General features: G+C 64.6%; 15 protein-coding genes. 5 read left to right on the plus strand and 10 right to left on the minus strand.

What is annotated here, in order from left to right:
• Positions 1 to 52: 52 nt before the first annotated feature.
• Positions 53 to 1,588 carry a hypothetical protein gene (locus VFO25_09595; GenBank protein ID HET9343152.1) on the minus strand — a complete coding sequence of 512 codons (1,536 nt, stop codon included), beginning with the start codon at positions 1,586 to 1,588 and terminating at the stop codon, positions 53 to 55.
• A 61-nt stretch (positions 1,589 to 1,649) separates the two neighbouring features.
• Between VFO25_09595 and VFO25_09600 the strand changes: the two genes are divergently transcribed.
• The 4 genes from VFO25_09600 (at position 1,650) to VFO25_09615 (ending at position 5,852) form a co-directional block, all read left to right on the plus strand.
• Positions 1,650 to 2,483, plus strand: coding sequence for an MBL fold metallo-hydrolase (locus tag VFO25_09600; GenBank protein ID HET9343153.1), 834 nt, complete (start codon positions 1,650 to 1,652; stop codon positions 2,481 to 2,483).
• A gap of 92 nt (positions 2,484 to 2,575) precedes the next feature.
• Positions 2,576 to 3,493: a hypothetical protein gene (locus VFO25_09605; GenBank protein HET9343154.1), complete on the plus strand. Its 918-nt coding sequence runs from the start codon at positions 2,576 to 2,578 to the stop codon at positions 3,491 to 3,493.
• Between the two features lie 12 nt (positions 3,494 to 3,505).
• Complete coding sequence (locus tag VFO25_09610) at positions 3,506 to 5,242, plus strand: electron transfer flavoprotein-ubiquinone oxidoreductase (GenBank protein ID HET9343155.1); 1,737 nt, start codon at positions 3,506 to 3,508, stop codon at positions 5,240 to 5,242.
• Between the two features lie 148 nt (positions 5,243 to 5,390).
• The gene (locus VFO25_09615; protein ID HET9343156.1) at positions 5,391 to 5,852 is read left to right on the plus strand and encodes a transposase; all 462 of its coding nucleotides are present in this window, start codon (positions 5,391 to 5,393) and stop codon (positions 5,850 to 5,852) included.
• Positions 5,853 to 6,060: 208 nt separating this feature from the next.
• Here VFO25_09615 and VFO25_09620 read toward each other — a convergent pair whose 3' ends face one another.
• From VFO25_09620 to VFO25_09640, 5 genes are all read right to left on the minus strand, one after another.
• Entirely contained in the window at positions 6,061 to 7,185 is a 1,125-nt protein-coding gene (locus VFO25_09620; protein HET9343157.1) for a hypothetical protein, read from the minus strand.
• Between the two features lie 454 nt (positions 7,186 to 7,639).
• The gene (locus VFO25_09625; protein HET9343158.1) at positions 7,640 to 8,788 is read right to left on the minus strand and encodes a glycoside hydrolase family 125 protein; all 1,149 of its coding nucleotides are present in this window, start codon (positions 8,786 to 8,788) and stop codon (positions 7,640 to 7,642) included.
• 52 nt (positions 8,789 to 8,840) lie between these two features.
• Positions 8,841 to 9,926 (minus strand): succinylglutamate desuccinylase/aspartoacylase family protein, encoded by a 1,086-nt coding sequence (locus VFO25_09630; protein HET9343159.1) that lies wholly within the window; start codon positions 9,924 to 9,926, stop codon positions 8,841 to 8,843.
• A gap of 59 nt (positions 9,927 to 9,985) precedes the next feature.
• Complete coding sequence (locus VFO25_09635) at positions 9,986 to 10,432, minus strand: hypothetical protein (GenBank protein ID HET9343160.1); 447 nt, start codon at positions 10,430 to 10,432, stop codon at positions 9,986 to 9,988.
• A 77-nt stretch (positions 10,433 to 10,509) separates the two neighbouring features.
• Positions 10,510 to 10,989 (minus strand): GNAT family N-acetyltransferase, encoded by a 480-nt coding sequence (locus VFO25_09640; GenBank protein HET9343161.1) that lies wholly within the window; start codon positions 10,987 to 10,989, stop codon positions 10,510 to 10,512.
• Between VFO25_09640 and dacB the strand changes: the two genes are divergently transcribed.
• On the plus strand, positions 10,976 to 12,562 hold the full coding sequence (gene dacB / locus VFO25_09645) for a D-alanyl-D-alanine carboxypeptidase/D-alanyl-D-alanine-endopeptidase (GenBank protein HET9343162.1): 1,587 nt from the start codon (positions 10,976 to 10,978) through the stop codon (positions 12,560 to 12,562). The genes VFO25_09640 and dacB overlap by 14 nt on opposite strands.
• Here dacB and VFO25_09650 read toward each other — a convergent pair.
• From VFO25_09650 to VFO25_09665, 4 genes are read right to left on the minus strand one after another with little or no spacing between them, the layout of a single operon-like run.
• On the minus strand, positions 12,559 to 13,341 hold the full coding sequence (locus VFO25_09650) for a phosphodiesterase (protein ID HET9343163.1): 783 nt from the start codon (positions 13,339 to 13,341) through the stop codon (positions 12,559 to 12,561). The two genes, dacB and VFO25_09650, sit on opposite strands and share 4 nt — an antisense overlap.
• A 3-nt stretch (positions 13,342 to 13,344) precedes the next feature.
• The gene (locus VFO25_09655) at positions 13,345 to 14,853 is read right to left on the minus strand and encodes a (Fe-S)-binding protein (GenBank protein ID HET9343164.1); all 1,509 of its coding nucleotides are present in this window, start codon (positions 14,851 to 14,853) and stop codon (positions 13,345 to 13,347) included.
• Positions 14,831 to 16,033: an FAD-binding oxidoreductase gene (locus VFO25_09660; GenBank protein HET9343165.1), complete on the minus strand. Its 1,203-nt coding sequence runs from the start codon at positions 16,031 to 16,033 to the stop codon at positions 14,831 to 14,833. Before VFO25_09660 ends, VFO25_09655 begins: the two co-directional genes overlap by 23 nt.
• Positions 16,024 to 17,469, minus strand: a complete 1,446-nt coding sequence (locus tag VFO25_09665; protein HET9343166.1) for an FAD-linked oxidase C-terminal domain-containing protein — start codon at positions 17,467 to 17,469, stop codon at positions 16,024 to 16,026. The genes VFO25_09660 and VFO25_09665 overlap by 10 nt, the downstream gene beginning before the upstream one ends.
• Between the last annotated feature and the right edge of the window lie 61 nt (positions 17,470 to 17,530).

Below are 17,530 nucleotides of genomic sequence, written 5' to 3' on the forward strand. Positions count from 1 at the left end.
CGAGATGAATCTCGACCGCTCCCTTTTTGTCCGTAAAGTCGACCGCTTCATTCTATTGCGTTTGTTCGCGCGCGCGAATCGTCTGCAGGAAGTACGCGGTCCGCGCCGGGGCGCCGCTAGCGGCCGCCGCAGCCGAAAGATCGCGCTCGGCAGACGGCACGTTGGCGACCAAGATGTCGATCATCCCTGCCGTGAACAACGCGGACCCGGAAGACGGCGCCATCTCAACGGCGTGCTGCGCATCCGCGTACGCCGTCGAGTCATCACCGACGGCCACATCGGCGACGGCCTGTGCGACATAGACCGCCGCCGGCCCGCCTCTGCCCGCCGCCTGCGCGAAGAACGGTCGCGAGCCCGCCTGGTCACCTCGTTGCTGCGCGTTGATACCTGCGAGGTAGGGACCGCGCCAGTCGGTGCTCGCACGAGTGGTGGCTGCCGAGAACGCCGCGGCCGCGATCGTGAAGTGATGCGAGAGCATCGCGGCCGTTCCGGCCGAAAGTATCTGATCGATGGTGCCCTTGCTGATCGTCGCTTGCATACGGGCGACGGATTCCGTCGGATCGGCGAATGGGAGCTCGCCGCCGAAACCTGGATCGCTCGCCACGTCGAATAGGTAGCCTTTTGCGTCCGGCGCGAGGTCGGCGATCGACTGCGGAAGTCGTGCGATGGGTGTAGGCGTCGGAGTCGGTGACGGCGACGGGGGTGGCGTCACGACGGGCTTCACGTGCACGAGAGCCGGCTTTTTCGTCGGCTTCGCGGTCGGAGATGCGAGTGGCGTCGGAGTCGGCGACGGTGGCGCGATCTGCGCGATAGGCAGCGGCGTGGGCGAAGGTGTTAGCGACGGCGCTGCCGTGGGAGTGGGAGATGCAAGCGGAGACGCCGAGGCCGACGGCGATGGCGATGCTGATGGATGGGCCGTCGCCTGTGTGCCCGGGTTCGACGATCCGAGCCGCTTGTTGAGGGCGACCATCGTCGCTTGCGCCTCGGCGGTCCGGCCGAGCGATTCTAGCGCTTGGATCTTGCCGTCGATCGCGGGCTGATACGTCGGCGACCGCTTGAGCTCGGTGTTGAAATCGGAAAGCGCGGCCTCCGGCAGATGTTCGTTCAGCTCGACGACGGCGAGATCGTAGTGAAGGAACTGCGTGTCGGGAACGAGCGCGAGCGCCGCCCGCAACTGCGCATCAGCCTCAGAATATTTCTTCTGCCGCGCGTACAGCTGCCCGAGCGCGACGTAGTTCCAACCGTTGCGCGCGTCGGCAGCCTCGCCGAGCTCGTAATCGTGCTTGGCGGTCGCATCGTCGCCGGCCGCCACCGCGATATTGCCCGCGTGATTGTCGATCGTCGCGTCGGACGAACTCGTCGCGACGACGCCCTGCGCGAGCTTGTTCGCGCCGGCCGTGTCGCCCGAATCGAGCGCCGCTTGCGCGTCGTCGATATTGGGCGTTTCCGTCGCGTGCGGAAATGCCGCGATGATGCGATCGTGGATCGCCTGGCCGCCCGGGATGTACGCCATCGCCAGCGCGGCGATGCAGATGATGAGTGCGGCCAAGGCCACCCATCCGAGGATACGTTCGATCGTTTGGGCCACGGGATGTTCTTCCCGTTTTCGGGAAGTTTGTCATGCGTTTACGAGAACGGAGCAATTCTACATGCGCATCGTCATCGGGCTCGAAGATACGTTCGGCGACATCGTCGGCAAGGCGTCGGCGGGTCACAAGACGTCGGCGGAAGCGCTCGCGTCGCGAACCGGCATCGCGTCGGCACGGTTGAAAGCGCTGATCGGCGATCAACAAAAGCCGACCGAGGACGAGTCGCGCAAGATCGCCGCGGCGCTCGAGCTCAACGCCGACAAGCTCGTCGATAGCGGGCTCGAACGCTGGAAGCCCGAGACGCGCGACCTCGACGCGAGATTCGGCCACCAGATCAACGAGCCGTATCCGAGCAACGGTTACTTCATCATCGATGCCGACGAACGCGTCGCGGCGTTCGTCGATCCCGGGGGAAGCCCGGAGAATATCATCTCGACGCTGCGCAAGAGTCCCGTGTCCGTGCGCTACATCTTGTTGACGCACAAGCACAAGGATCACGTCGACGCCCTCTCCGACGTTCGCCGTGCGTTTCCCGAGGCGCGCGTCGTGATCCATCGCAACGACGCGCCGGCTGTCGGATCGCCTGCTGAAGGGGCGATCGGAATCGACGACGGCGGTACGCTGCCGTTCGGCAAGAGCGAGATCAGGCTGCTCTACACCCCAGGACATACGGACGGCTCGTCGTGCTTCATATACGGCGGCGGCGTGTTCACCGGCGATACGCTTTTCGCCGGTTCGGTCGGTAGGCTGTTCGGCGACCGATTCGGTTACTCGGACCTCATGCATTCGGTGTCGAAGAAGATCTTCGCGCTGCCCGACGAGACGGTCGTCTTCCCGGGGCACGGCCCGCCGAGCACGATCGGTGAGGAGAAGGCGCACAACCCGTTCTTCTAACCGAGCTCTCATTGCGCAGCGATATCGGCGTGCGTCCCTCGCATCGAACCCGGAGAGGCGGCGTTTGCGGACGCACCGAATCTACGGCGTCTATGCTTCGATCATCGTCCGTCCGTTCTATCGTTGCGATGGCGCTTGTCGCTGCCGCGTCGTCTGCTCTCGTGGCGTCTTGCAGCTCGAACGCCGGGTTCGGCGGTGCGCCGCCGTATCCGGGCGCGCCGAATCCCACGCCGTACCAGGGCAACGGTGCGACGCCGTTCGGGGGCGGGTCCCCCGGCGCGACGGAGCCGCCCGACACGCCGCTCACGGTCGACAGCGCGAGCGCGCGTTTCGCGTACGACGCCTATGCGGCCGATCCGGTGAAGGCACCGCGCCTCGTCGAAGTGACGTTCGCGTTGGGCAACCAGGATGAGACGCCGATGCCCGTCGCCGATCTCGCGGTCGCAGCTGACAAGGGCACGCCGACTCACGTGAAGCTATCGCTTCAAGCGCTGCCGAATCAAGATACGGTCGAGACGCTCGTCGCGATCGCCGGCCCGAAGGATCCGTCGAAAACGAAACAGCTCTCGCTCACGTTCGGCGACGGCAAGGGCACGATGCTCGCCGCCGACACGATCGATTTTCCGACCGATGCCGATCCGGTCATCACCCCGCTCGACAGCAAGCGGCCCGCCGGCGGCCTCACGATCGACGACGTTGCGGTCACGTCGATCGCGGCACCCGGCAGCGGCCTTCACTACGATGTGACGTTTTCCGCGACGAACGCGAGCAAGAACGATATGTCGATCGCCGCTTTCGTCATCACGCCGCCGACGAACGATACCGACAAGGTCGCATCGCCTGTCAAGGTCGCGGTCCCCATCAAGATCCCAGCGCGCACCGAGATGGCGGCGATCAGCATCGTCATGACCTACTCGGGCAAATCGAAGGCGTTGCCGAGCGGCAAGTACGAAGTGGACGCATCGGACGGCAAGTCGACCATTGCGCAAGCCAACGGCCCGCTGCTTTAGGCATCGATCAGGGTGGCGCGCGAACGAGACACGCTTGAAGTAGACGTCCTTTTCGTCGGCGCCGGACCAGCCAGCCTCGGCGGCGCCATCCGCCTCGCGCAGCTCTACGCAGCCCACAACGAGGCGGTAAAAGCCGGAACCAAGCCCGGGCCGGAGCTGTCGGCCGAGAACATCCTCGTCATCGACAAAGCGGCGGCGATCGGCGATCACGGGATCTCCGGCGCGGTGCTCGATCCGCGCAGCTTAAAGGAGCTCCTCGGCGACTTCCTCGCAGCGGGCTGCCCTGTGGAAGCGCCCGTTTCGAGCGACGCGCTGTGGTTCATGAGCAAGGGGGGCCACATCGCGGCGCCGATCATCCCGCCGCCGATGAACAATCGCGGCAAATACGTCGCGAGCCTCAACAAAATCGTCAAATGGATGGCGTCCGTCGCGGAAGGCCTCGGCGTGCAAGTCTACCCCGAGTTCCCAGGACAAGAACTGCTATGGGATGGCGAGCGCGTCACCGGCGTGCGCATCGGCGACAAAGGGCTCGACAAAGAAGGCAATCCGAAACCCAACTACGAGCCGGGCGCAGATCTCGTCGCGAAAGTCACGGTCCTCGGCGAAGGCCCGCGCGGCACGCTCGCAAAGCAGCTGGAAAAACGGCTCCCAATCACGTCGGGCAAGAATCCGCAGGTCTACGCGATCGGCATCAAAGAGCTGTGGCAGATGCCGGCAGGATCGACGCCAGCGGGGCAGGTCATCCACACCCTCGGCGCTCCGCTCGACGACGCGACGTTCGGCGGCGGCTTCATCTATTCGATGGCGAACGACATCTGGGACGTCGGCTACGTCGTCGGCCTCGACTACAAGAACCCTCAGCTCGAACCGCATGCCGAATTCCAGAAGTTCAAGCAACACCCGAGCGTCTCGAGGCTCATCGGCGGAGGCACGATGATCCGCTACGGCGCGAAAGCGATCCCGGAAGGCGGCTGGTGGGCGATGCCGCGCCCGTACGCCGACGGCGTCGTCCTCGTCGGCGACTCGGCCGGAACGCTCAACCCGCTCAAGTTGAAGGGGATACACCTGGCGATCAAGTCGGGAATGCTCGCGGCGGAAACGCTCTACGAAGCGGTCGTCGCCGGCGATTCATCGAGCGCGCGCCTTGCTACCTACGAAAAGCGGATGGCGGACTCGTGGATGCGCGACGAGCTATACGCGGCCCGCAATTTCCACCAAGGCTTCGACCGGGGCCGGCTCTTCGGCATGCTCAACGTTGGTCTCGGACTCGTGACCGGCGGACGCGGCTTCGGTTACGCGGATCGGTTGAACGGCGTCGCCGGCTACGCGCGCATGGAGAAGCTCGTCGACTACTTCGGCCGCGACGTACCCGGCTTCGAGCGGCCGACGTACGACGGCAAGCTGACGTTCAACAAGCTCGACGACGTATTCAAAAGCGGCACGCATCACGAAGAGAACGCGCCCTGCCATCTCAAGGTGCACGATACGACGGTGTGCGCGACTCGATGCGCGGAAGAGTTCGGCAACCCGTGCGAGCACTTCTGCCCGGCGAACGTCTACGAGATGGTGCCCCGCTCGGCCGGCTCACCGGAACTCACCCTCGCGGGCTTCAAGGACTCGGGCAAACGCCTGCAGATCAATTTCGCGAATTGCGTGCACTGCAAGACGTGCGACATCATGGACCCGTATCAGATCATCGATTGGGTGCCGCCCGAAGGCGGCGGCGGCCCGGTCTATACGGGCTTGTAAGCGAAAGATAACGAGCTTGCCCTGTAGCGGTCGAGCTTTAGCTCGACCGCCGCGGCCTTTCCGCTTAACCTGTGTTCTGTAGCGGTCGAGCTTTAGCTCGACCGCCGCGGCCTTTCCAGTTACGCGCGGGGACGTGAAGCGGTGCACGATGAGACACGCGCGGACACCGACTCGCCTCGAAACCGTTGACTATCGCCAGGACCGGACGTATGCGGTGACCTTCTGCGTCGCGCGCCGAAGGCCGGTGTTTGCAAACCCGCTTTTCGCGTCGGTTGCCGTCGAATGTTTACGGCACTTCAGGCAGTCGGAATTATACTATCTGTACGCCTATGCGGTCATGTTCGATCACGTCCATATGGTGTTGCGCGTCATCAAACCGCGCGTTCACCTTTCGAAGGTGATCGCCGTCGTCCGATCATGCATCACCTCGAAGGTTCGGCGGTCGATCGCTCATTTCGCCTGGCAGCGCGGATATTACGAGCGCATCGTGCGGAACGCCGACGAGTGCCGAGAGACGGTCGAGTACGTTCTTGCGAATCCGAGGCGGGCAAATCTCGTCAAGGATCGAGAGCAGTACGCGTTCTCTGGAATCCTTGATCGGTGGCGTTAGCTCACGAAAGGCCGCGGCGGTCGAGCTAAAGCTCGACCGCTACACGATCTTAGACGATCGGATGTGGGAAGGCCGCGGCGGTCGAGCTAAAGCTCGACCGCTACATGTTTCTGCGCACAAAGACCGCGGCGGTCGAGATAAATCTCGACCGCTCCCCTCTTAGGTGGAGCGGTCGATCGTCGGGATGGTTCGCGTGCGATGGAACGGTCTATGTGCAGCCGTTTGCCGTCGTCAGGAGCACTTCGGCGTCATCCGGCGTCAGATGGAGCGGGCTCGTCACCACGTTCCCCCAAATGTCCGTATAAGACGTCTGAGGCAGCGTGACGGTGTAGCTCTGCGTCGAACTAGCGTTGACCACGATGAACGACGTCGTGAACTTGCGGTACGTCACGCCGGTATCGGTCGGATCCGGATAAGCATCACCGCATGGACCGCCGACCTTCGATCGGTATTGCTTGACCCAGTACTCTTGGCCGTAGCCGGGCAAATGATCGACCCATAGGGCCGCCTGGTGGTATTTGCCGAGCATGTAGGTGCCAAGAGCCCAATCGAACTGCTGCTCCGTGAGCTTGCTCGTGTTCCACTTGTCGTCGACGATGTACGCCACGCCTTGGCTCTGTGCGTACTTCATCCACTGGAGGATCAGAGCGACCTTCTGCCACGTCGCATAGCTGTTGCCGTAGTCCGTGAAGCTGCTCTCGTCGTCGACGATGTCGACGCTCTTCATCAGCGCCACTTCATCCGGGTCGTTGAAAGGCCGGCTTTCGGGCACCGTGTTCACGGCGACCAAGATCGGCTTGGACAACCCATGCAAGTACTTATACGCGTAGGCGTGCCAGGCGATGACGGCGCTCGTCCACGCCGGATCGACCTTCTGCCCGCTGAAACGCGGCGTCCAAACGCCGTTGACGAACACGCCGCAGCCGTACGTCGAGTTGTCGAGGCCGACGAGATCCTCGGCGAGCGCGTCGTAGTTCGCCTCTAAGGTGGGCGAGTACGTCGCCATCTGCCAGTGCACGACCGCCGGATTGGAGATGTCGAGCGGCACGTTCTTCAGCCCGTCAAGGTTGGCGAGCCTCTTCTTATCGCACTGGTACAAGACCCAGCTCGGGTGATTCGCGAGCCACCATGACAGATTGTGCTTGAGAGTAAAGTCGCCATCGAAGGGCGCGTACCACGACGTGATGATCGATGAATTGCCGGACTTCCAGGCTCCGGGTTTCCCCGTCCCCCAGACGAAATCGTAGCGATACGCGTCTTGCTGTGCTTTTTGATAGCTGATGTTGTAGTCGAAGACTTGGAACGGGTGGATGCCCGACCACGTATCGGTCATCAGTCGACCGCTCGGAGGTGTCGACCCCTGCGCCATCATGCTGTTGTTGTCGAATTGGGCAGGCGGCGCCGTTTGCGGTGTCACCATCGAAATGTGACCGCACGCCGATGCTGCGCACGCAACAAGAACTGTTGTGAGTACTCGAAGACTCAAACGGAACAAGACACACTGACCTTTCACGCGAGAACGATCTACGTGTGACGCCGGCCCTCCGTGACCGACCCCGCACTTTGGGTCATATCGGTCGCGTCCTCTCGGGTCTTAAGACCTAGCAAGCAGTCGCTGGATAGCGGACCGGGGGCTGAAGTCCTCACTGGCGGCGCCGAAATCACAAAATTCGACTGATGTTCATCACGCGGACGCATCTCGTCCCGACTCGCGCGCCAATCGTGAGGCCAAAGTCCCTGACCTAGAGCGATGGTACGAAATTTTGTTTCTCGGTGCTGCGCCGAGATCAGTCGGTCGGCTGTTTAAACGTTTGTTCGAACAATGCGTTCACCCAGCCGAATCGTTCGCGCGTGAACCGCTTCGGGTCGTTGACGTCGAACGATTCGTGGAGCGCGCCGTCGCCGGCATCCGAGCGTGAAAGTTCGTGCATGATGCGCGCACGATCGGAAGCGAACGGACTCGTCTTGTATTCGACGACGAGGCTCATCGGCCAGACGAAGCCGCCCGGCGTATGCGACGAGCCGACGCCGGATGCGAAACGGCCGCGATAGTAGTACGGATCCGCCGGACTGAGAACGTAGCGCCGCGTGTTCGCGTACGCTTGGCGGTCGTACGGGTAGCCGAGCAGCGGCATCGACAGCAAGCTCGGCATGTTCGCGTCGTCCATGAATTTCGCGCGTCCGAGCCCGTCGATCTCGTACGCATAGATAGTGCCGTAGCGCGTCTTGAAGCGCGCGTGTTTGGCAAGCGCCGCCTCGATGCGGTCGGCCATCTGATTCGCTTTTTCGGCGTTGCCTTTGTCGCCGTAACGATGCGAGAGCATCTCCGCCATCGTGTGAAGCGTGACGGCTGCGAACATGTTCTCGGGGACATTGTAGTTGAATCTCTGCGGATCGTCGCTCGGCCGGTACGCGCTCCAGATCAGACCGATGTTCCCGGCGACCGGATGCTCGTTGCGATGATAGGAAGATAGGCGCGCGTGATCTTCTTCTGCCGCGAGGGTTCGCAAGATGACGAGGAGCGCTCCGTGCATCTTCGCATCGTAGACGCTCGTATCGCCCGTCACGTCGACGTAGCGATCGACGAGCCGCACCGGATAGGCGAGCGAATCGAGCTCGAACTTCTCTTCCGCGACGCTGTAGTCGCGATGGAACGCGTTCGCGTGCGGGTCGAGCGCGATCATCCGCTCTTGGCGTGCGATAACGCCTCGGATGAGCTGGCGGTCCTTGAGATACGACATCGCTTGGGCGCTCGAGTCGCGCAGCCACATCGCGTCGATGTCGCCGGTGCTGACGTACGTCGTGTGGTCGGGCGTCTGCGAAAAACACGCCGCGTTGATATCGGCGGCGTGCTCGTAGATCGAGACGATCTCGTGCGTGTTCGCCGCGCTCGTCGCGAGCACGGCGCCGAGCATGACCCCGATGATGTGCGTCAACCTTCCAGCTCCAAGGCGGCGGTGGCCCCTCTATCCGTATCGGCCGATCGGCTCAATCCGGCCACCGTTCGACGAGCGATGCGGGTTCGATGACGCCGACGTGGGCGATCGCCGAACCAGGGTAAGCGAGCACGCCGTCCTCGATGCCGATGATCCACGTGTCCGGTCCGACGCTGATCTCGCCGTCGGCGACTGGTCGACCCCACATGTCGGAGAGCGTGGCGACGACGCCGCCTTCCTTCATATAGGCGCCGGCCTCGACTTTGAAGTCGAGGATGCCGGCCGAAGGCGGGTACGGGCCATCTTCGCGACGACGCACCCGAGCATCGGGTGGACGCGGCAACGCGGGCATCGGTTCAGGATCGCCGCCGAGCATCCCAGCCCAGCGCATCATGTTGCGCAAGCCGACGACGCAAGCGGCGACGACTGGCCGGTCGACTGCCGAATGCATCCCGAGCTCGACCGTAAAGGCGGGGATACGGAGTTCCTGGAGCGCCGCTCCGGTCGTCGACTTGTGGAGCTCGCGCGCGATATACGTCTTGGACGGGAATTCGACGACCGCCGGAAAGCCGAACGCACCGACCATCGTGTCGAGCGTTGTGGAAAGCGCCTCCATTTTGGGGCGCTCCGCTTCATCCTTATACAACACGCGGTCGCGGATCGAGAACCCTACCGATTGGATCGACGCGCAGTGGAGGTCGACGTAGTAGTCCGCCGACTCGCGCAGCGATTCGAGCAGGCGGGCTGCAAGGCGCTCGAAGACGCTCGGCTCGCGCGGTTCCTCATCGCCTCGTTTGCGGCCGGGGAACGTGCGGTTCGGGTCGCGGTCATCCCAATACGGGTGGCGGCGGTTCGTCCGCAAGCCCGCGGGATTGAGACTCGGAATCGCGACGATCGTGCCGGTCATGGCCTTGCACAGATCCGCCGTCAGAAGGCGATGAAGGGCGTTGATGCCGGCGAGTTCGTTGCCATGGATGTTCGCCGTGAGCCAGAGCGTCGGACCGTCGCGCTTGCCCTGCGCGATGACGACCGCGAGCCGGTCGTTGCCGCCGGTCGGCAGCGCGACGCCTTCAAAGGTTCCGAAGGAGAGCTCGCCTGGCGACGCGACGCAGTCGCCGATCTTTATCTCGGTGCGCACAGCGTCACGACGGTTCGGGTCGGCGCGCCGGAGATTCCTTGCTCGGTCTTGTGACGCGTTTAGGCGCCGAGCCAGCGCACCTGCGCGACTTGCTCGTCGTCGATCTCAATCGAGAGCACGCCCGAGGGAAAACGCATCTTCGTCGGACCGTCGGCGTTGAGCCGGACGTAGAGCATCGATCGCTCGACGCGCTCGCCCTGGCGCGAGGTCTCGCGCAAGACGAGCGTGTTGGCGTCCTGTACGCCTATGTAATCGTAGACGACGCTCTCGATGAACGGCACGCCGCTGCGCGCCCCCGAGCTGTCGAACGCGTCCGAACGCGCCGACTCGCGCTCTTGCTGTACCCGGACGTCGATGTGGACCTCGGCGAAGATCCGGTCGCCGATCGTCGCGCGATGCATGCCCGTCTTGGGAAATGCGAGCGTCGGCTCCCATTTGGTCGCCCCACGCCCGAACCCCGACTCTTGGGCGCCTGCTTCGGTTGTCCAGCGTCTCGATCTGGGCACGCGTCCACTCCCCCACAGCGGTCAGGTTACGAAACTAGCCGAGCTTCGCTCGGCCTACTACATTACTTATCGGCTGGTCAGGGCCGGCCTTCCAGGCGCTCGACGACCCGCGCGTAGCAGTATTTCTCGTAAAATTCGATGGGACCGACCGCAGGAATGAGCGCCCGGGCATAGCCCATCGCCTTGAGCGACCCGAGCGCGCGCCGGGCCAAGACGACGCCGAGGTGCTGTCCGCGCATCTTGCGGTCGACGCCCATCGGTCCGAAGATGCCGACGTCCTCGCGATCCCACCATTTGTCGAGCCACCAGAAGCGAAAGCTCCGCTGGGCGTAGGCCGCGAAGCCGACCGGACCAAGCGCGGCTCGCGCGAACCAGTTCCAGCCCGCCGCAGATTCCTCGTGCCACTTGCCGTGGAACGTCCGCCGGATCCAATCGATATCGTCCGGACCGGCGCCCTCGCGGCCGACGAGGCTCACGCCTGCGGCCGCCAGCACCGTCGACTCGTCCGGCGTCTCGAACGATTCCGCCGAAAGGTCGACGATCATGTTGACGATCATCGCCGCGTCGGTTCGGCTCGCGCCGCGCTGGGCCCGCTTTGCCCGATTGTGCCGAGAATTACGGGCGTGGCGACGTCGCGCCCAGGGCCTAGGGCGCTTCGACTTCAATGGACGAGGGATGCTGACGATACTGATCGCCGCTGCGCTCGCGTCCGTCGCGCCGCCGACCGCTGCAGATGTCGCAGCTCTCGCACGCCTCGTGCGCTCGATCGACGCGGAGTATCCGATGAGGACGGCGACGCTCGGGGTTTCGGTCGTCGATGCGGCGAGCGGGAAGACGCTCTTCGCACAGGACGCCGATAAAGAATTCGCGCCGGCGTCGAACTTCAAGCTCGTCGACGCCGCGAGCGCACTCGCATATCTCGGACCCGATTTCCGCTACCAGACCGACCTGCTCGAGCGGGGGAAGGTCGAGAACGGTGTTCTTTCGGGTGACCTCATCTTGCGCGGCGGGGGCGATCCCGTGTTATCGCGCGCGGATCTCGAACGGGCAGCCAAAGCCGTCGTCGCCGCGGGCATCACGCGCATCACCGGAACGGTCTTACCAGATGACCGCGTGTTCGACCGCCAGCGCTACGGCAGCGACTGGGCCTGGGATGACATGCAGTACTATTATCAGCCGCCAATCCAAGCGCTTGCGGTCGATGAAGGGCTGGCGTACGTGACCGTGACGCCGGGCGGTGCGGCCGGCGATGCGGTGATCGCGACGATCGAGCCGAACGGCGGCGTCATGACCGTGAGCTCGTATGCTAAGACGACGCCCAGCGGCGGTACGAACGACGTCGACTGCTTCCGCTCGCCGGGCAGCACGCGGATCGAGATCGTCGGTCACTTTCCGCTCGGCTCTGCGCCGTTCCGATTCGGCTGCGCGGTCGAGGACTCGTCCGCCTACGCGACGGGCACGCTCGTGCAGCTCCTGACAGACGAGGGAGTCGCTGTCGGCCGTTCAGCGGTGGGTCCGGAAGTGGAGGCGGGAATGCTCGATATCGAGGATCCGGCTTTCGTCGCTCCGCTCGACCTGCACGTACTATGGTCGCACGACTCGGCGCCGCTGCACGACATCATAGCGAAGATGATGCCGCCGAGCGACAACTTCATCGCGGAGCACCTTTTCAAGATGTTGCCCGTCGCGGCATTTCATCAGCGAGGCACGTTCGACGGCGGCGCAGCGGTCGAGCGCAAGTTCATCGGAAGCCTCGGTCTCGATCCGCGGACGCTCGATAACGGCGACGGCAGCGGCTTGTCGCAGGGCGATCGCGTGACACCGCACGACTTGACGACGATCCTCGAATGGGAGACGCGCAGCAGCACCGGCCACGACTTCATCGATGCGCTGGCGCTCGCCGGCATCAACGGCACCGTGCGCCACCATCTGCTCGGCTCGGATGCCGTCGGACGCGTGCGCGCGAAAGACGGTTACATCTGGCACGTGTCGACCTTCAGCGGCTATGCGCAGACGAAGCACCACGGGCTCGTCATCTTCAGCATCATGTTCAACGACGCGAACGGCTTGCTCAAGCCGTTCCAGCACGCCCAAGACAGGATGGTCGAGACGATCTTCGACTGGCCCTAGAGGCTCGGTACCGGCTCTCCCACCCGCAGAACCGTCGAGAGGACGTTGCCGTCGCCCAGCCTGACGAGCCGCGCTCCGGCGCGGGCGTCATCGCGTCCGAAGTCATTCGACCGCGGCTTGAACTGGAAGAACGTCGACGGAACGCTCGCGTAAAGCGTGCCCTCGCGATAATCTTCGAAATCTTGATGGACGTGGCCGAAGAGGACCGCCTTCACCTGCGGCGCCGTGTCGAGGATCGCGAGGAGCGCCGCGCCGTCTGAGATCGTCATCGTATCGAGCCACTTCGAGCCGACCGGAACCGGGTTGTGGTGGACCGCGACGATGACGGGCGTCAGAGGGGCTGCGGCGAGCGTGTTGCGCAGCCATTCGCGCTGCGCGTCGCCGATGCAGCCGGCGTCTTCGCCGCGGACCGAACTGTCGAGCATGATGAAGCGCCAGCCGGCCACGTCGTGTGTGAAGCAGAGCTTCTCTTTGTCGAGCGACCTACCCATGAGATGGCGCGCCATGAGCGCGGCATCGTCATGATTGCCGGGCAAAAAGCACGCGGGCGCGTTGAAGCGCGCTATCTTCTTGCCGAGGCGCTCGTACGAAGCAAGACTGCCGTCACCCGAACAGTCGCCGGTGATGAGGACGAGTTCCGGCTCCGGTGCGACGGCGATGACCGCGTCGATGACTTCGTCCGCATGGTGCTCCGGCGCCACGCCCCAAAGGCGCGTCGAAGGGTCTTCGAAGAGATGCGTGTCGGAGATCTGGACGACGTAGGGTTTGCGCAGCGGCATTGATCAACGCTTCCGGCGCGACGCGAAAAGCAAGATCCCCACGAACACGGTTGCTCCGATTGCGAACGCTAGTCCTTTGGCGTCGACGTGAGCGTCGTCATCTTCGTCGAGCCGAGGCGGCGTCGCCGGGTCGTCTAGAAATTCCATGATGTGCTCGACGCTCGGGCCGTTCGCGCGCCGCGACGCCGCCGCGAGCTGGATCTGGCATCCCGGGTTCGCGGTGATCAGACGCTCCGCTCCGACCGCTTTCGCCGCCGCGATCATCCGGTCTGCGAGCGCGTCGGCCATCGCCGGGTGCGTTAGGTTGTAGACTCCCGCACTGCCGCAGCAGCGGTCGGCTCCCTCGAGCTCGACGCGCTCGTATCCGGGCACGGCGTCGATCGCGCGCCTGGGTTGGTCGACGACGCGTTGCGCCTGAGCGAGATGGCAAGGATCCTGGTAAGCGACGCGCGTTGTATGATCTTGTAGCGGTCGAGCTGATATGTGGTCATGTAGCGGTCGAGCTTTAGCTCGACCGGAGACGGCCTCACCTGAACGGCCGCGGCGGTCGACGTGAACGTCGACCGCTACATCGGTCAGCCCGGTCGCGTCGACGAGCTCTGTCGCATCGCGGACGCGCGACGCGAAATTCACGGCGCGATCGTGCCACTGTGGGTCACTCTCGAGGAGGTGACCGTACTCTTTCATCGCGGCGCCGCAGCCGGCGGCGTTGACCGCTATATGATCGGCTCCCGATCGCTCGAAAGCCGCGATCGTCGCGCGCGCCATCTCCCGCGCTCGATCCTTGAGGCCGGCGTGAAGATGGAGCGCGCCGCAGCAGGCCTGACCCTCGGGCACTTCCACATCCCAGCCGCTGTGCGCAAGGACGCGAACCGTCGATCGATCGATGTCGCCGAACATCGCGCCCATGACGCAGCCTGCGAAGAGCGCGACGCTGCCGCGCGACGTCGTGCCGACCGCGTGATACGTCTGTCCGTTCGCGACGAACGGCGCGCCGCGCGGCGACGGGAGCAGCGCATCGAGACGTTCGAGACCGAGTGCGCGAAGCGCGCCGCTCGCTCGAAGGAGCCGGCGGATTCCAAGGCGCTGCGCGAGCCCGGCCGCGTAGGCCGCGAAGCGCAAGATCCGTCCGTCGGCGAAAAGCGCCTCGTAGACCGCCTGCAAAAGCGGCGCCAGGAGTGCGTTGTCGGGGCGCTTGGCGATCTGCGCCCTCGCGTCTTCGAGCAGCGCTCCGTAACGCACGCCGGATGGACACGCCGGCTCGCAGCTGCGGCAGCCGAGACATTCGCTCATCTGGGCGGTGAAGGTCGGATCGTCGAGCGGCAGCTTCCCTTCGAGAACGCCGGCGATGAGCCCGATCCGGCCGCGCGGTGAGGACCGCTCGTCGAGCGTCAGCCTGTACGTCGGACAGACGGGCAGACAGAACCCGCACTTGATGCATGTGTTGACGATCGCGTCCGAAGGGACGTCGGGCGCGACGAACCCGGGATCACCCATCGGTGTTTGGCCCATCGGCGAACGGCGCTCCCGACAATACCCCTGTCGGGTCGAACTGCGACCTGAGCAGCCGCATGAGGCGCGCACCCGCCGGCGGACGTCCGTGCAGGATGAGCCTCGATCGCGTTGCGAGCGGACATCGTGTGACGCGCAGGGTCACCATCTCGGTGAGCTCTCGCTCGAGTTTGACGATCTCGTCGGACCGATCTGCGCACTCGACACTGAGCTCCGCCGTGCCGCAGCCGGCGTCGACGGACCATACAGGTCCGAAGCGCATCGATTGTGCGATCGCAGCCGCGCGCTCGATGTCCGCGGCGACCCGCGACTGCGTCGACACGATGCGAAACGTCGCCGTGCGATCGCCGAACGGGGCAGCCATGAAGTCGCGCCACTCTGCATTGACATCGCTTTCGCCTTCAACCGATTCGCGTTCGGTCGCGCCGTGGCGCATCGCGATGGCGCGCGCCTCCGCTCGCAAGCGCTTCGCGTCGGCTGTGTGACCTTCGCAACCGACGACGACTGTGCTGTCCGAGCGCGCGTGGACGGCGGCAAACGGCAGCCTCGTATCGACGATCGCGGACGCGGCGGCGAGTGCTTCGCCGGAGTGTGCGAGCGCGAACTCGGTAACCGTTTGCGCCGCCGGCACCGGCGCGAGTTTGAAGTTGAGCGAGCCGATGACGCCGAGCGCCCCCACGGAACCGTGGAGCATCCGCGTCAGATCGTAGCCGGAGACGTTCTTGACGACCATGCCCCCGGTTTTCACGACGTGTCCATCGGGCTGCGCGAAGCGCGCGCCGATGAGATAGTCGCGTAGCGTGCCGAGCCCGAGCCGTCGCGGTCCGGCTGCGCCGAAAGCGATCATTCCGCCGATCGTCGCGCGATCGGGCGTCTCGACGTCGATCGGCAAGCGGCTGCGATGCCGCGCGAGAAGGTCGCGAAAGTCGGCTATCCGCATGCCTGCTTCGACAGAGATCGTCATATCGTCGGGTGTGTGTTCGACGACGTTTCTCAGCTCGGTCGTGTGAAGGACGATGTTCGGCCCGCGCGTCGAGCGTCCGAGCGCCAGATGTGTGCCGCCGCCGATCGCGGTGACGGTCAAGCCGCTGGCGACGGCGTCGGCAAGGATCTGCGCCACCTCCGCGATCGTCGCGGGTCGAGCGTCCTTCGAGGGCTGCATCGAAGCGATCAGATCCATGCGCCGGATTCCGTGGCGCGCATCACCGAGTCCGCCGCGAGCTCGAGCAATTCCCCGCAACGGCGATTCGACGGGAATATCTTGTCCGGATTGAACAGCAGGGTCGGATTGAAGCAGCCCTTCACCTTTGCCATCGCAGCGAGGTCGTCCACGCTGAAGATGAGGTCGAGCGCGTCGCGCTTTTCGAGCCCTATGCCATGTTCGCCCGAGACCGTACCGCCGAGATCGACGCAGGCGTGGAGAATCGCGGTGCCGGCTTCGACGACGCGCTTCACTTCTTCCGTGTCGCGGCGGTCGAACATGATGTTCGGGTGGAGGTTGCCGTCGCCGGCATGGAAGACGTTCGCGTTCTTGACCCGGTAGTGGCCTGCGATTTCCGTGACGCTTGCCAACGCCTCCGGCAAACGCGAGCGGGGTACGACGGCATCTTGTATGTAGAAGTTCGGCGCCATGCGTCCGAATGCGGCTGCCGCGCCCTTGCGCCCCGACCACAGCGCATCGCGCTCGACTTGCGTGACCGCTTCGCGCACCGATGAGGCGCCGTGTTCGCGGCATGTCGTCGTCACGGCAGCCAGGCGATCGTCGATGCCGTCCGCGAGCCCGTCGACTTCGATGAGCAAAACGGCGCCGCAATCGAGCGGATAACCGACGCGAAACGCCGATTCGACCGCGACGATCGCGAGGTGATCCATCATCTCGAGCGCTGTCGGAGCAAGACCGCGTGCGACGATCGCGCTGACGCTGCGGCAGGCCGCGTCGATCGTGTCGAACGCCGCGAGCGCCACGCGCACCGCCTCGGGCACCGGCGTGAGGCGCACGACGATCTCGGTGACGATCGCGAGCGTACCCTCCGAGCCCGTGATGAGCGCCGCGAGATCGAATCCCGACTCGTCCGGCGTGCTTGTGACGGTCAAGACGGTCCCGTCCGGCATGACGCAGGTCAGGCCGAGCACGTGATCGGTCGTCGTGCCGTATGCGAGACAGTGCGGGCCGCCGGCGTTGCACGCGACGTTTCCGCCGATCGTCGAGATGCGCTGGCTCGACGGATCGGGCGCGTAGAAGAATCCGTGCGGGCGCGTTATCTCGCTGAGATCGAGATTGATGACGCCGGGCTGCACGACCGCGCGCCGATCGGCGTAGTCGACGTGGAGGATGCGGTTCATCCGGGTCGTCGAGATCGTTATGCCGCCGCGCGTCGTCAGCGAACCGCCGCACAAACCGGTGCCGGAACCGCGCGGCACGATCGGAAATCCGTTGCGCGCCGCCGCTTTGACGACGTCGACGACTTGGCTAGTCGTCGTCGGCAGGACGACGAAGTCGGGCGGCGGCGTGTGGCTCGGAAGCGCGGCCTCGTACGCGAACGTCGAGCGGCCGCCCGGATCATCGATGAGCCCGACTGGCCCCACGGCGGCGAGCAGTTCGTCGCGCAGCGACATTTGGCGCAACTTGCAGGGGGCCGCGAGGCCTTCCTACCGCGGTCCGTCGAACCTCACCTTA

It is taken from the genome of Candidatus Eremiobacteraceae bacterium, from assembly GCA_035710745.1.
GTDB lineage: Bacteria > Vulcanimicrobiota > Vulcanimicrobiia > Eremiobacterales > Eremiobacteraceae > JANWLL01.

Bases quoted from the DNA above. Each gene is read 5' to 3' on its own strand.
- VFO25_09600 (HET9343153.1), top strand. From the start codon at position 1,650: ATGCGCATCGTCATCGGGCTCGAAGATACGTTCGGCGACATCGTCGGC.
- VFO25_09605 (HET9343154.1), top strand. From the start codon at position 2,576: ATGCTTCGATCATCGTCCGTCCGTTCTATCGTTGCGATGGCGCTTGTC.
- VFO25_09615 (HET9343156.1), top strand. From the start codon at position 5,391: ATGAGACACGCGCGGACACCGACTCGCCTCGAAACCGTTGACTATCGC.
- VFO25_09620 (HET9343157.1), bottom strand. From the start codon at position 7,185: ATGACCGATACGTGGTCGGGCATCCACCCGTTCCAAGTCTTCGACTAC.
- dacB (HET9343162.1), top strand. From the start codon at position 10,976: ATGTTGACGATCATCGCCGCGTCGGTTCGGCTCGCGCCGCGCTGGGCC.
- VFO25_09640 (HET9343161.1), bottom strand. From the start codon at position 10,989: ATGATCGTCAACATGATCGTCGACCTTTCGGCGGAATCGTTCGAGACG.
- VFO25_09650 (HET9343163.1), bottom strand. From the start codon at position 13,341: ATGCCGCTGCGCAAACCCTACGTCGTCCAGATCTCCGACACGCATCTC.
- VFO25_09655 (HET9343164.1), bottom strand. From the start codon at position 14,853: ATGGGCCAAACACCGATGGGTGATCCCGGGTTCGTCGCGCCCGACGTC.
- VFO25_09660 (HET9343165.1), bottom strand. From the start codon at position 16,033: ATGGATCTGATCGCTTCGATGCAGCCCTCGAAGGACGCTCGACCCGCG.
- VFO25_09665 (HET9343166.1), bottom strand. From the start codon at position 17,469: ATGTCGCTGCGCGACGAACTGCTCGCCGCCGTGGGGCCAGTCGGGCTC.